This is a genomic window from uncultured Rothia sp. (assembly GCF_963555405.1).
Lineage (GTDB): Bacteria > Actinomycetota > Actinomycetes > Actinomycetales > Micrococcaceae > Rothia.
Map to the genome: position 1 here is coordinate 86,100 of NZ_CAUVVO010000007.1, position 14,305 is coordinate 100,404.

General features: G+C 63.0%; 11 protein-coding genes and 1 riboswitch. Of the genes, 10 read left to right on the forward strand and 1 reads right to left on the reverse strand.

Going from position 1 to position 14,305, the window contains the following annotated elements:
• Positions 1–58: 58 nt before the first annotated feature.
• From RWL87_RS06180 to trpC, 9 genes are all read left to right on the forward strand, one after another.
• Positions 59–301, forward strand: coding sequence for an acyl carrier protein (locus RWL87_RS06180; RefSeq protein WP_005507475.1), 243 nt, complete (start codon positions 59–61; stop codon positions 299–301).
• 269 nt (positions 302–570) lie between these two features.
• Positions 571–1,842, forward strand: a complete 1,272-nt coding sequence (fabF, locus tag RWL87_RS06185) for a beta-ketoacyl-ACP synthase II (RefSeq protein WP_313969263.1) — start codon at positions 571–573, stop codon at positions 1,840–1,842.
• Between the two features lie 1,087 nt (positions 1,843–2,929).
• Positions 2,930–3,147, forward strand: a riboswitch (FMN riboswitch).
• 444 nt (positions 3,148–3,591) lie between these two features.
• Positions 3,592–4,323: a nicotinamide riboside transporter PnuC gene (gene pnuC, locus RWL87_RS06190; protein ID WP_313969264.1), complete on the forward strand. Its 732-nt coding sequence runs from the start codon at positions 3,592–3,594 to the stop codon at positions 4,321–4,323.
• A gap of 1 nt (position 4,324) precedes the next feature.
• Complete coding sequence (gene ribD, locus RWL87_RS06195; protein ID WP_313969277.1) at positions 4,325–5,635, forward strand: bifunctional diaminohydroxyphosphoribosylaminopyrimidine deaminase/5-amino-6-(5-phosphoribosylamino)uracil reductase RibD; 1,311 nt, start codon at positions 4,325–4,327, stop codon at positions 5,633–5,635.
• Positions 5,636–5,797: 162 nt separating this feature from the next.
• The gene (gene ribB / locus RWL87_RS06200) at positions 5,798–7,093 is read left to right on the forward strand and encodes a 3,4-dihydroxy-2-butanone-4-phosphate synthase (RefSeq protein ID WP_313969265.1); all 1,296 of its coding nucleotides are present in this window, start codon (positions 5,798–5,800) and stop codon (positions 7,091–7,093) included.
• Positions 7,094–7,101: 8 nt separating this feature from the next.
• Complete coding sequence (locus tag RWL87_RS06205; RefSeq protein ID WP_313969266.1) at positions 7,102–7,854, forward strand: GTP cyclohydrolase II; 753 nt, start codon at positions 7,102–7,104, stop codon at positions 7,852–7,854.
• Positions 7,855–7,911: 57 nt separating this feature from the next.
• Positions 7,912–8,388: a 6,7-dimethyl-8-ribityllumazine synthase gene (gene ribH, locus RWL87_RS06210; RefSeq protein WP_070643178.1), complete on the forward strand. Its 477-nt coding sequence runs from the start codon at positions 7,912–7,914 to the stop codon at positions 8,386–8,388.
• A 320-nt stretch (positions 8,389–8,708) separates the two neighbouring features.
• The gene (locus tag RWL87_RS06215; protein ID WP_070830669.1) at positions 8,709–10,319 is read left to right on the forward strand and encodes an anthranilate synthase component I; all 1,611 of its coding nucleotides are present in this window, start codon (positions 8,709–8,711) and stop codon (positions 10,317–10,319) included.
• Between the two features lie 14 nt (positions 10,320–10,333).
• Positions 10,334–11,149: an indole-3-glycerol phosphate synthase TrpC gene (gene trpC, locus RWL87_RS06220; RefSeq protein WP_313969267.1), complete on the forward strand. Its 816-nt coding sequence runs from the start codon at positions 10,334–10,336 to the stop codon at positions 11,147–11,149.
• Positions 11,150–11,554: 405 nt separating this feature from the next.
• Here the strand turns inward: trpC and RWL87_RS06225 are convergent, their stop codons facing one another.
• Positions 11,555–12,973 (reverse strand): MFS transporter, encoded by a 1,419-nt coding sequence (locus RWL87_RS06225; protein ID WP_070506470.1) that lies wholly within the window; start codon positions 12,971–12,973, stop codon positions 11,555–11,557.
• Positions 12,974–13,153: 180 nt separating this feature from the next.
• On the opposite strand from RWL87_RS06225, the gene ftsY reads away from it, so the two are divergent.
• The gene (gene ftsY / locus RWL87_RS06230) at positions 13,154–14,263 is read left to right on the forward strand and encodes a signal recognition particle-docking protein FtsY (protein WP_313969268.1); all 1,110 of its coding nucleotides are present in this window, start codon (positions 13,154–13,156) and stop codon (positions 14,261–14,263) included.
• Positions 14,264–14,305: the final 42 nt, after the last annotated feature.

Sequence of the window (14,305 nt, forward strand, 5' to 3'; positions counted from 1 at the left end):
CACGCGTACCCCCACCCGGCGGGTGCGATGACCATCGAAAAAACAAAGGAGCCCCTGAATGGCTAACAAGGAAGAGATCCTCGCAGGTCTGGCAGAAATCGTTAACGAAGAGACCGGCGTTGAGGTTGAGGACGTTCAGCTGGACAAGTCCTTCACCGAGGACCTGGACATCGACTCCATCTCGATGATGACCATCGTCGTGAACGCTGAGGAGAAGTTCGAGGTGACCATCCCGGACGAAGAGGTCAAGAACCTCAAGACCGTTGGCGACGCAGTCGAGTTCATCGCGAACGCTGCCTAAGCTATAACCAATAACGAGGCGGCGCGGGCTCTCACCGGCCCGCGCCGCATCGCTATTCACTCAGCTTTCAATCCAACACACCCCGGGAACACACAGCGGAATCCACAGTGCGGACCCCGCACGGAACACGCAGTGCGGAATACGCAGCGCGCAACGACAGCGCCTCTACCGCCTGAAAACGTGCACCGCTTACCCCCGGGCCCTACAGGTTTTTATCCACACACCACCGGATAAACCACCAAATCGACCACCGAAGAGAAAGTGCCACAATGTCTCGAAAAGTGCTGGTGACCGGCCTCGGCGCGACCACCCCCATTGGCGGCGACGTCCCCACCACCTGGGAAAACGCAACCAAGGGCGTATCTGGTGTATCCACCCTCGACCACCCCTGGGTCAAGGAATACGACCTGCCCGTATACATTGCAGGCCAGCTCGCTGTGCCCGCCCTCGAATCCGGCCGCCTCACCAAGGTAGAAGCAAAGCGCCTGGATCCCTCGGGCCAGCTCGCCCTCATCGCCGCACGCGAAGCATGGGAAGACGCAGGATTCTCCGGCCCCGACGCCGAATCCGCAGAAGAAGTCGACCCCGAACGCACCGGCGTAGCCTTCGGCACCGGTATCGGCGGCGTGTGGACCCTTCTCGACGCATGGGACACCCTCCGCGAAAAGGGCCCCCGCCGCGTCCTCCCCATGACCGTTCCCATGCTCATGCCCAACGGCAACGCAGCAGCCGTCTCCATGAACCTCAAGGCACGCGCCGCAGCACAGACCGTCGTCTCCGCATGCGCATCCTCCACCGAAGCCATGCAGCTCGGTGCTGAAATGATCCGCAGTGGCAAGGCAGACGTCGTTATCGTCGGCGGTGCTGAAGCAGCAATCCACCCGCTTCCCATGGCAGCATTCGCCAAGATGCAGGCACTCTCCTCCCGCAACGACGAACCCGAAAAGGCATCCCGCCCCTACGACGTCGACCGCGACGGCTTCGTCATGGGTGAAGGCGCAGCAGCGCTCATCCTCGAATCCGAAGAGCACGCCAAGGCACGCGGCGCACGCGTCTACGTGGAACTGGCAGGCACCGGCGTCTCCGCCGACTCCTACCACATCACCGCACCCGACCCCGCAGCACTCGGTGCAACCCGCGCACTGCGCGAAGCCCTCGAAGACGGCAACATCGACCCGAAGACCGTCGTGCACATCAACGCGCACGCCACCAGCACCCCCGCCGGTGACCTGCCCGAAGCAACCGCAATGCACGAAACCTTCGGCGACCACACCAAGAACATCGCCGTCTCCGCAACCAAGTCCATGACCGGCCACCTGCTCGGCGGCGCGGGTGCCCTCGAGGCAGTGCTGACCGTACTGGCGCTGCACCACCGCACCGCACCCTGCACCATCAACCTGGACAACAAGGACCCCCAGATTGACCTGGACGTGGTGACCGACGCACGCGAGCTGCCCGCCGGTGAGATTGTGGCGCTGTCGAACTCCTTCGGTTTCGGCGGTCACAACGCTGTTGTGGCATTCCGCTCCGTAGAGGACTAAAACCTCAGGGCTTCTAGCCTCATAAAGACATAACGCTCCCTCAACTACCGCGTGTAGCTGGGGGAGCGTTATGTTTTGGATGCGTTTGTGGGGGAGGCCGTACCGGACAACGCTTGCGGGGGAGTGCCCCCTCTGCGGCGCTGGGGCGCCTTGAGGACGGAGCCCCCGCTTCGCGTGCCCGGTACGCCTTCTAGGCTCGCCCGAGTTTGGGGTGCCCCCGTTTTAGACGTTAAAAACGGGTGGCGTATCCGCTCCGGCACTGCGAATACGCCACCCAAACACACCACACTCCACAAGACAATGCAGAGCGCGCGGGATCAACCATCCCGCAAGGTTCCCGTAACCTCCATCGCGCACCACGGTAGGCGACGACAGAAGAACGGGAGCTTATGACCGTTCGACACGCACAACACCCCACACAAGGGTGCACACCGTGCGATCATCCGGAAGTTTATTCGGAAGAGCTCCCACGCCGGTTCCGTTGAAAAATAATTCGGTGTGGTTGCCTCCCGATGGTGAAGCACATCAACATCGTGTGCCGCAATACTGCACAATCCAGTACGCGCAGATGTTGCGTGAAAACCATCCTCAGGAATGCAGTCCGCGGGCCAGTTTTCCAGCTTCAAATGGCAGAAGCTTAAGGGTTTGATGTGAGTGCTCGGATGGTCCGAATCAAGTAGCTCTCAACGGAACCGGTTTATCGGTGATGGGAGCTCCTGTAGATAAGAATAACCTTAAATCACCCCTGGAGTAAACCTTAAACCAATAATTTAACCTTATTGTTATAATTCCTTGTCATAAAGGTATTGACGGGTGTTCAGCGTGCCCTGAGCAACCCCCTGGAGGCCTCCGTAACTCTTTGGTCTGTTTGGTGCTCTCCGCCGTTATGAAACCGTGATAAATCATCCCCGAAAAATTGAAGAATCGGGTTCCAAAACGGTCCCGCAAGTGGCTGCCGCGAGGGTTTGTTGAGAGGGGCTTGAAGATGCGCCGAGAGTACAGTCACAAAACGTCATCTTGTCACGGAAGTTATCCCAGAGAAAACAAATTAAACCCCCGGCGTGCGCTGTGGCATAATCAATATCGACATCGTGCTCCGGGGTCGGTGAAATTCCGAACCGGCGGTCACAGCCCGCGAACCGCTCCCGCAGGCAGGCAAAAAATCGTACGAATCTTCGCATCTGCGCAGGACGCTAAATCCACACAGGACGCTAAGACTCCGCTAGAGATGCCCGCCCGCAAGAGAGGCCGAACCGGTGAAAATCCGGTGCCGACAGTACAGTCTGGATGGAAGGTAGCACGAGCAGAAAAAGGCAGGAGCGCACTCCGCCGAGCATCCCGAGGCCCCTCGGGGTAGCGTGCAGGGTGCACCAACGCAGTTGCTTCAGAGAGTTGCTGCTTCAGAAAACTGTTGCTGAGAGAGCGGTTCGTTGAGAGAACCGTTGCTTAGAGAAATAGTTTCTTGAGAGAGCCTCAGCTTTCGATGCAATAGGGGAGAGGCGCCCCACGAGGTGCCGGTACGTTAATCCCCTCGGTCGCAGTCGGCTGATTTCAGTTGCGGTTTTCAACTGTGGTTTTCAGCTGCGATTTTCAGTTGCGGTTGGCTGGTTTGCCACTCCTGCCGCATCACGGATACCCGGCACCCCACGGCGCCCACGGTACCGCTCTTTCTGTTCCTCTCCCCGGAGCCGCCGCAGATGCGCACCCCGCGCATCCGACACACGGTCCAACTCAGAGAGGAAAGAAACAATGGACATCCTGCGGTGGCTCTTCGACGCACAAATTCACGTGGGGGACCAGTCCCTCCTTGTGCGCGAAGTTCTCGGAAACGCATTCGGCCTAGCATCGGCGCTGGGCGGCATGCGACGCAAAGTATGGGCGTGGCCCGTCGGTATACTCGGCAACCTGCTGCTCCTCACCGTCTTCCTGGGCGCCCTCGTCGGTAGCCCGCACCCCGTGACCATGCTCGGCCAGGCAGGCCGCCAGATTATGTTTATTGCCGTGTCCATCTGGGGCTGGCACCGCTGGCGTGCAACTCGCGCCGCCGGTGGTGACGCCTCCGAAGGTGCCGCTGTGATTCCCAAGTGGGCGACCAACACCGAACGCACCGGCCTGGTCGTCGCCATGGTTGCAGGCACCCTGCTGCTCACCCCCATCTTCCGCGCCCTCGGCTCCTACGAACCGGTCTGGTCCGACGCCTGGATCTTCACCGGCTCGCTGCTCGCCACCTACGGCATGGCGCGCGGCTGGGTTGAATTCTGGCTCATCTGGGTTGCCGTCGACCTGGTTGGCGTGCCGCTGCTGTGGAGCGCAGGCTACTACGCAACCTCCCTCATGTACGTGTTCTACGGATGCTTCACCCTGGTCGGCTTCTTCGTCTGGTGGCGCACCCGCAACCTGGAGGCGCAGAAGACTCAGGTGCAGACCCAGTTCCCCGACGTGACCGTTGAAGTAACTGACGTGCAGAAGGGTCGTGCGTAAGATGCCGCAGAATCCCTCGCAGGAGGCGCTGGCTGGCGCGCACCTGCCCGCAACCGTTACCCCCAGCACACACCTGCTGCATAACGATTTGGACTACTCCGCCGCAGAGTACGGCCACCTCGCCGGGTTGCCCGCCGCACGCACCCTGAACCTGCCCGACCCCGAGCAGACCCTCAGCCACGACGAGGCGATGAGCCTGGCACTGCAGGCGGCACGCCAGGGCATCCGCGGCGCGAACCCGCTCGTCGGCGCCGTCATCACCGACGCGCACGGGCACCTGCTGCACGTGGGCTACCACCGAGGCGCAGGCACCCCGCACGCTGAAGCCGATGCACTCGCCGCCGCCCGTGCCGCAGGAACCGACCTCACCGACGCCCGTATGTACGTGAGCCTCGAGCCCTGCAACCACACCGGACGCACCGGTCCCTGCTCCCACGCCGTCGCCAAGGCGGGCATCAGCGAACTCTACTACGCCTACAGCGACGACACCGAAAACGCAGCCGGAGGCGCTGCCTACCTGCGCTCGCAGGGCGTCACCGTGCACGCCATGGAGGAGTTCGCGAACGCATCCTACCTGCTGAACGAGCGCTGGTTCATTGCCGCCGCCGAACGTCGCCCCTTCATCACCGCCAAGAGCGCATCCACCCTGGACGGGTTCATTGCGGCTGCTGACGGCACGAGCAAATGGATTACCGGCCCCGCCGCGCGCATTGACGGGCATCTGATTCGTCATCGCGCCGACGCTGTCATGATTGGCACCCGAACCACTCTCATGGACGACCCGACCCTGGATGCGCGCGATGCCAACGGGGAACGCTTCGATAAGCAGCCGTTGCGCGTGGTCATGGGCAAGACCGAGATTACGGAGAACTACCGGATTCGCGGCCTCAACCCGCCCGAAGGCGTGGAGGCGGACCCGCAGAACTTCCTGCAGATCTTCACCCACGACCCGCGCGAACTGCTCGACGAGCTGTACGCCCGCGGCGTGCGGCACCTCATGATTGAGGGCGGCCCCGGCATGGTCGGCCTCTTCGCCGGTGAAGACCTCATCGACGAGATGGTCTGGTACCGCGCCCCCATGATTATGGGTCGAGGTAAGAGCGCCGTGTACCGCCTGCTCGTGGACACCCTCGCGCAGGCACCGCGCCTGCAACTGGATGACCTGGGTATGTTCCCGGCGGTGCGCGTGCTCGGCAATGACACCGCAACGCACCTGGTGCCGGCACCTCGCGGAACGGCGCAGGAGCCTGGTGAGCGGCGTACCCTGCCGAAGCTGGACGCCTGCCACGCGCCCGAACCGAGGCTGGATTAGCCGCGACTGGCAGTGCTGGCTGGTTCGCATGCTGGCACAAAACCTCCCCGTCACGGGGAATATTCGAAAAATACGTATAGTTATACCGACGAACAAACCATCGCCGCCCGTCGCCCTCAACGACGACGACCCGGCGGACACGGCGAGAAAAGGAAAGCACACATGTTTACCGGAATCATTGGCGCCCTCGGCACCGTAGAATCCATCACCCCCATCGAAGGTAGCGACGCAGCCTACCTGACCCTCAACGCCGGAGACATCGTCGCCGACCTCGAACACGGCGGCTCCCTAGCCGTCAACGGTGTCTGCCTCACCGCTATCGACCTCGACCAGCTGCAGCCCGGCCAGTTCCGCGCCTACGCCATGGGTGAGACCCTGCGCCGCACCAACCTCGGCAACCTGAACCCCGGCGACACCGTCAACCTGGAGCGCTGCCTGCCCGCCGGTGGCCGCCTCGACGGTCACGTCGTGCAGGGCCACGTGGATGCGGTCGGTACCCTCGCATCCGTCACCGCGCACGAGGCGTGGAGCACCCTGCGCTTCAACCTGCCCACCGAACTGGCACCCCTGCTCGCTGAGAAGGGCTCCATCGCTGTTTCTGGTGTCTCCCTGACCGTCACCGCGGTATCTGAGGCCGGCGAAACCCCCGCGTGGTTTGAGGTCGGCCTGATTCCTGAAACTCTGAAGGCAACCAACCTCGGCGCCCTCAAGGTCGGCGACAGCGTCAACCTTGAGACCGATGCTCTCGCTAAGTACGTGCAGCGTCTGACCGCTTTCGCTGGCGTGCCCCAGGCCGACTCTGCGCACTCCGGTGAGCAGGTTGCGCCGCGTCGCGCCGACGCCGCAAGCGTCCTCGACAGCGTGCAGACCGCAGTGGACGCTATCGCAGCAGGTCGCGCCGTAGTCGTCGTTGACGATGAAGACCGCGAAAACGAAGGCGACATCATTTTCGCCGCCGAGCACGCAACCCCCGAGCTGATGGGCTTCATGATCCGCTACACCTCCGGCGTGGTCTGCGCACCCCTGAGCAACAAGCGTGCCGACGAGATGAACCTGCCGCCCATGGTCACCAACAACGAAGACCCCAAGGGCACCGCATACACCGTCTCCTGCGATGCGGCATCCGGCGTGAGCACCGGTATCTCCGCGGCGGACCGCGCCCGCACCGTGCAGATCCTCGCGGATGCAGCCTCGACCCCGGCGGACATTACCCGCCCCGGCCACATCTTCCCGCTGCGCGCCGTTGACGGCGGCGTGGCGGAACGCCCCGGCCACACCGAAGCCGCAGTGGAACTCTCCCTCGCGGCGGGCCTGTCCGGCGTGGGCGTTATCGCCGAGGTCGTGCACGACGACGGCTCCATGATGCGTTTCGACGCACTGCGCGCCTTCGCCACCGAGCACAACCTGCCCATGATTTCCATTGAGGACCTCATCAAGTACGTAGCCGAGGCGGCATAGGAGAACGCATGAGCGAAACCCCTAACACCCCCGCAGAGCCGGTAGAGGCGCAGGCTGAAGAGCTCAGCGCCGAATCCCTGCGCATCGCCTCCCAGCTCGCTGAAGGCTACCGAGTCAGCCCCCTCGACATGGTGCCCAACCCCAGCCCGCTGCTGGTCGAAAGCACCGAAGAGGTCGCCGTACCCACCCCGCAGGGTGTGTTCGGCCTGCGCGCCTGGCGATTCGCAGACGGTGCCGAGCACATCAGCGCCCGCGCCCTCGACCGTGACGGCACCCCCGTACCCGCCGAGGACGGGGGAGCGCCCGCGGTGCGCATCCACTCCGAATGCGCCACCGGCGATATTTTCGGTTCCTTCCGATGCGATTGCGGCCCCCAGCTGGAGAACGGCCTGCGCATCATTGGCCGCACCGGCGGGTACCTCATCTACGTGCGCAACCACGAAGGACGCGGCATCGGCCTGGTCAACAAGCTCCGCGCCTACGCGCTGCAGGATGCCGGGCTCGACACCCTCGACGCGAACCTGGCGCTCGGCCTGGACGGCGACATGCGCGACTACTCGCAGGCGGCACTGATCCTGCAGGAACTCGGTGTGAACGAGCTGAGGCTCGTGACCAACAACCCCGCCAAGCAGGAGGCGCTCGAAAGCCTCGGCCTGCAGGTCACCGAACTCATCCCGGATGAAATTCCCGCCCGAGTCGAGAACGCACACTACCTGCAGACCAAGCGTGAGCGTATGCGCCACGTGCTCAAAAGCGCGTAGCGGCACCCCTGCAAACCCCTAATTTTTCAAAAACCCAAAATCCACAAGGAGAACACAATGAGCGGCGTAGGCGCAGCAGACACCACCCTCAACCCCGAAGACTACAAGGGCTTCAAGCTCGCAATCGTAGCGGCAAGCTGGCACACCGAGGTCATGGACGGCCTCATTAACGGTGCTAAGCGCGCCGCCTACGCAGCAGGCATCGAGCCGACCCTCGTGCGCGTTCCCGGCACCTTCGAGCTGCCCGTCGCAGCGACCCGCCTCGCTGAGAAGTTCGACGCAATCGTCGCGCTCGGCGTGGTCATCCGCGGCGGCACCCCCCACTTCGACTACGTCTGCCAGGGCGCAACCAACGGCCTGACCGACGTGTCCGTGCTGACCGGCCGCCCCATCGGCTTCGGCGTGCTCACCTGCGACAACGAGCAGCAGGCACTCGACCGTGCAGGACTGGAAGGCTCTAACGAAGATAAGGGCTACGAGGCGACCGCAGCGGCACTGCAGACCGCAGCAACCCTCAAGCAGTTCAGCAACTAACACGGCTGAACGGTACGCGGCTCAGTTTCACGAAGAGAACTATTGAATCTTCACCGTGGAACTGGGCCGCAGCACCGGTTAAACTGAAACAACGCGCGGCACTAGAGCTACATCGAGTCACAGAGCCACACCGAGTCACAGTGCGCCGAGCCCCAGCGCACCGACGCGCCACCTCCGGCTCGGCACCCGCCGGTCGGTACAGCCACCCGGCACACCTTACTGACTAGGCTCAACACCCGCGCCGACATGCCCCCAGCTGGCATGCCCACACTGTCATGTCACGTAACGGCAGGTCCAACCCAACACCAAGGAGTACAGCAATGCAGGATTTGGGCACCATCACCCCCAGCCTCGAAGAATTCCGCGCCCGCGCAGCCGGCACCCGCGTCATTCCCGTACACATCAAAATCCTCGCCGACTCACTCACTCCCATCGGCATCTACCGATCCCTCGTACTCCAAAACGACCAGGGCGAACCCGTCGAAGCCGCCCATGGCACCTTCCTGCTCGAATCCGCCAAGATCTCCGCAGAAGGCGAATCCGCAGCCTGGGACCGCTACTCCTTCATCGGCGCCTCCTCCCGCTCGACCCTCACCACCGTTGACGGCGCCGTTCACTGGCAGGGCCGCACCCCCGCCGGCGCACCCGTCGACGGCGACCCCGTAGAAGCCATCGCCAAGACCCTGCAGATGCTCTACACCGAACCCGACCCGACCCTGCCGCCGCTGACTTCCGGCCTGGTTGGTTACCTCGGCTGGGACGTTGTGCGCCACTGGGAGCACCTGCCGTACCCGCCCGCTGATGACGTGAACCTGCCCGAATTTGCGCTCAATATGGTCTCTGACATGGCAATCCACGACAACAAGGACGGCACCGTCCTGCTCGTCGCCAACGCCATCAACTTCAACGGCACCAGCGAAAACGTCGACGGCGCCTACGAGGATGCCGTCGCGCGCCTGCACAGCATGCTCCGCCGCCTGCAGCGCGGCGCCGCAGCGACCACCTCCATTCTCTCCGGCGTGGCTGACGTTGACCGTAAGGTCCGCGAAGATGTCACCCTCACCTGGAGCGAACAGGGCTTCAAGGACGCCATCGACCGCTCCAAGAAGAACATTATCGACGGCGACGTCTTCCAGATCGTGCTCTCACGCCGATTCGAAGCCGAAACCAACGCCAAGGCACTCGACGTGTACCGTGTACTGCGCCAGTCCAACCCCTCGCCGTACATGTACCTCTTCAACTTCGAAGACAGCAACGGCACCCCCTTCCACATTGTTGGCTCCTCCCCGGAGGCGCTCGTCACCCTCAAGGACGGCATCGCCAGCACCCACCCCATCGCCGGTTCCCGCCCGCGCGGCGCAACCCGCGAAGAGGACCTCGCGCTCGCCGAGGAACTGCTCGCCGACCAGAAGGAACGCTCCGAACACCTCATGCTCGTCGACCTGGCACGTAACGACCTTTCGCGTATTGCTAAGCCCGGTACTGTCTCGGTTGACCAGTTCATGATTATTGAGCGTTTCAGCCACATCATGCACATTTCCTCCGCCGTCAGCGCCGAACTCGACCCGCAGTTCAGCGCCTACGACGTGCTACGCGTCGCCTTCCCGGCAGGCACCCTCTCCGGTGCGCCCAAGCCGCGCGCCATGCAGCTCATCGACGAATACGAACCGACCCGCCGCGGCGTCTACGGCGGCGTATGCGGCTACTTCGACTTCGCCGGCAACATGGACATGGCAATCGCCATCCGCACCGCCGTGCTCAAGGAAGGCACCGCCTACGTGCAGGCAGGTGCGGGCCTCGTCATGGACTCCAACCCGGACTCCGAAACCCTCGAAACCGTCAACAAGTCCGCCGCCCCGCTGCGCGCCGTGCTGACCGCCTCCGGCCTGGCACCCCTCGACGCAGACGCAGCCGTCAACGCCACCAAGTAACCCAAGGAGACACCATGAGCACCGTTCTCGACGAGATCATTGTCGGCGTCCGCGAAGACCTCGCCGCCCGCGTACAGCAGGTTCCCCTCGAGGAAATGAAGAAGCGTGCCCTCGCAGCCGCACCGGCCCGCGATGCGCTCGCCTCCCTGCGCGGTGAGGTACCCGGCGGCGGCAACGGCTCGACCGTGCGCATCATCTCCGAAGTGAAGCGCTCCTCACCCTCCAAGGGTGCCCTCGGCGAGATTCCGGACCCCGCCGCGCTCGCCGCACGCTACGAGGCAGGTGGCGCCGCAGCAATCTCCGTGCTCACCGAACAGCGCCGCTTCAACGGCTCCCTCGCCGACCTCGACGCAGTCCGCGCCGCCGTGAACATCCCCGTGCTGCGTAAGGACTTCACCGTCGACGAATACCAGATCTGGGAAGCACGCGCACACGGCGCCGACCTGGTGCTGCTCATCGTCGCGGCACTCGACGAGCAGACCCTCCGCGAGTTCCTGGAACTCACCGAATCACTCGGCATGAACGCCCTCGTCGAAACCCACACCCCCGAAGAAATCGAGGTCGCCCAGCGCATCGGCGCCAAGATCGTGGGCATCAACGTGCGCAACCTCAAGACCCTCGAAGTCAACAACGAACACTACGCATCCCTCGCCGCGCACCTGCCCAACTCGGTCATCAAGGTCGCCGAATCCGGTGTTGCCGGCATCGAGGACGTGCGCGCCTACGCCGGCGCCGGTGCCGACGCAATCCTCATCGGTGAAGCACTGGTCCGCTCCGGCGACCCCGAAGGTACCGTGCGCGAATTCTCCAAGGTGCCTGTGACCCGATAAGGGGTGCTAAGAGAAAGCGACCGGACAACGCTCGCGGGGGAGTACGGGTTCCGTGGGTGAGTTGTTTGAGATGGCATACCGGACAACGCTCGCGGGGGAGTGAGGCTTCCGTGGGCTAGTTGTTTGAGATGGCGTATCGGACAACGCTTGCGGGGGAGTGCCCCCTCTGCGGCGCTGGGGCGCCTTGAGGACGGAGCCCCCGCTTCGCGTGTCCGGTACACCCTCTAGGTCGCCTATCCCTCGGTGAGGTTGATATAGGGGTTGGTAGGTGGTTGCCTTCTCGGGTTAGCTTGCCTGAGTCTGGGGTTCCAGGTTGTTGGCTTGCTCTGCCAGCTCGCCTTTCGTACACATAAAGCCGGTGCCTGCTTCACAGCAGACACCGGCTTTTCACTTGTTATAGAGTGCTTAGCGGCCCGTATAGTCCGCGTCCGCAATATCCTTCGGCCAGCGCGCCTTCCGGAACGGCGCCCACGTAAACGCCGCCGCCACCAACAACAAACCACTCATAATGAACGCCGGAACAAAGCCCCACGCATCCGCAATCAAACCAGCTACCAGCGGGCCCAGAATCATACCGAAATCGCTACACATCTGATACACCGCCAACACCTGGCCGCCACTGCGGCGAGTACCAATCACATCAGACACCGCAGCCTGAATCGACGGGCCCATAAACGCCGCACCAATACCCAGGCACGCCGTCAACGACACAAACACCCACGCCACCGGCGCGAAACCCATAAACGTCACCGCAGAACCCGCCAACAGCAGACCCGAAAACGCCATCACACGGCGACCAAAACGATCTGAAAAACGACCCGAGAACGTCTGCGTCAACGCATTACCAAACGAGTTCGTCGCCATCGCCAACGAAGCCAACAGGGTACCCGCCACCGAATTCGACATGTCGCCGCCCGTCGCCAAATACGCCGCCGCCAACGGAATAATCGACGACTGCACACCAAACACCGACCAGCCAATCGCCCAATTCGAAACCAACGCAGAACGGTAATTCGAGAACTTCAACGCGTCACGAACCGTCATCGCCGGCAGGTCGCTCTTACCCGCAGCGCCGCCGGATGCAGCAGGCTTAGCCGCCTTGCCGGATGCGCCAGCCTGAGTGTCAGCAGGGGAAGGCGCCGCCGACGGCAGCACCCCGGTGCCCTTACCCTCAGCCAGTGCCGCCGCCTCCATAATCGCGTCACGCTCCGCCTCCAGCGCCGCCTGCGACGGCATCAAGAACCACACAATCAGGCCCGCCGCCAGCAGCGAAAAACCATACACAATGAACGGCGCACGCATACCAAACGGCGCCAGCGCGCTCGCAATCACCGGGCCCAGCAGGTTACCCAGCAGGAACGCCGTCGCATAATAACCCGAAATACGGCCGCGCATATGCGCCGGGGACAGGCGTACCAGCAGACCCATCGCAGAGACCGTGAACATGACCGAGCCGATACCCGCCACCGCACGCGAACCCAGCAGAACCCAATAATCCCAGGCAAACGCAATCATGAACGACGTCACCGACACAATCAGCATGCCAATCGTGTACACCGGACGCTCACCCCATCGGGTAATCATCTGACCCGCCGACGGCGCGAAAATCAGGCGCGTAATCGCCAACGCAGAAACCACCATCGTCGCCATCGTGACCGTCGCGTTAAAGTTTTGCGCATAGTTCGGCAGCACCGGCGCCACCAAACCAAAACCCACCGCAATCATGAACGAGGCAGCAATCAGAACCTTCAAGCCGGTCGGCACACGGTTCGGGTCAATCGTGCGCGGGTCAAAAACAGGCGGTGTTTTGGCAGGGTTCCTCATGTTCATCCTCGAAATCGTGCGGTGCCGTGCGGCAGCCGCGGGCCCCACCCGCAACCGCCAACCATGTGTTCGGCTAAAAAACTTAACAGTGTCCAGTCTACTCCGCCGACAGCCGGGCATGCGCGTCACCTCGACCAGCCAAACCGCCCAAACCGGTAAGCTAGTAGTGTGAATGAAACGATGATGATGATTTGCGCGATTGTGCTGGGTGTACTGGTTATCGCCGGTATACTTTTCGCCGTTCTGCGCCGACCCAAGAAGACCGCGGACCTGCAGTCTTTGCGTCAGGAGGCGGCTAAGGCCTCCGGCGGTTCGGCGGAAGAACCCGAAAGCTCGGCACCTCGCGCTATTGAACTTGATATGCCCGACCCGTCCGCGGGTCGCCTGGTGCGCCTGCGCGCCCGCCTGGCACGCTCCAACAACATGCTCGGCAAGGGCCTGCTGGCTCTGCTTTCTCGCGACCGCATCGACCAGGACGTCTGGGATGAGGTTGAGGAGACCCTGCTGCTTGCCGACCTGGGTTCCGAGCCGACTACCCGCCTGGTGGAGGCGTTGCAGCAGCGCGTGCGTGTTGAGGGTACGAGCAACCCTGCCGCGGTGAAGAAGATGCTCCGTGAAGAGCTCGTGAAGATTGTCCGCCCCGACATGGACCGCGAACTGAAGACCGCCGGTAGTGACAGCAACCCTGGCGTGGTGCTGGTTGTTGGCGTGAACGGCGTGGGTAAGACCACCACGGTCGGCAAGATTGCCCGCGTGATGGTTGCTGACGGTCAGTCCCTGATTCTGGGTGCCGCGGATACGTTCCGTGCCGCCGCTTCTGAGCAGCTGACCACCTGGGGCGACCGCGTGGGCGTGAAGACCGTGCGTTCCGAGAAGGAAGGCGCCGACCCCGCATCCGTCGCGTTTGACGCTGTGAAGGCTGGCAAGGAGCAGGGCGTTGACACCGTGCTCGTGGACACCGCGGGCCGCCTGCAGAACAAGTCCGGTCTGATGGACCAGCTCGGCAAGATCAAGCGCGTTATCGAGAAGGAAGCGCCGGTCACCGAGGTTCTGCTCGTTATCGATGCGACCACCGGCCAGAACGGTATGGTTCAGGCGAAGGTCTTCGGCGATATTGTGGACGTCACCGGTATCGTGCTGACCAAGCTCGACGGCACCGCGAAGGGCGGTATTGTGGTCGCTATTCAGGAGGAGCTCGGCGTTCCCGTCAAGCTCATCGGCCTGGGCGAAGGCCCGGACGACCTGGCGCCGTTCGACCCGGAAGCATTCGTGGACGCGCTGCTGGACTAACATCCCTCATATTCCACCGAGAAGCCACATGTGTTTGGAACA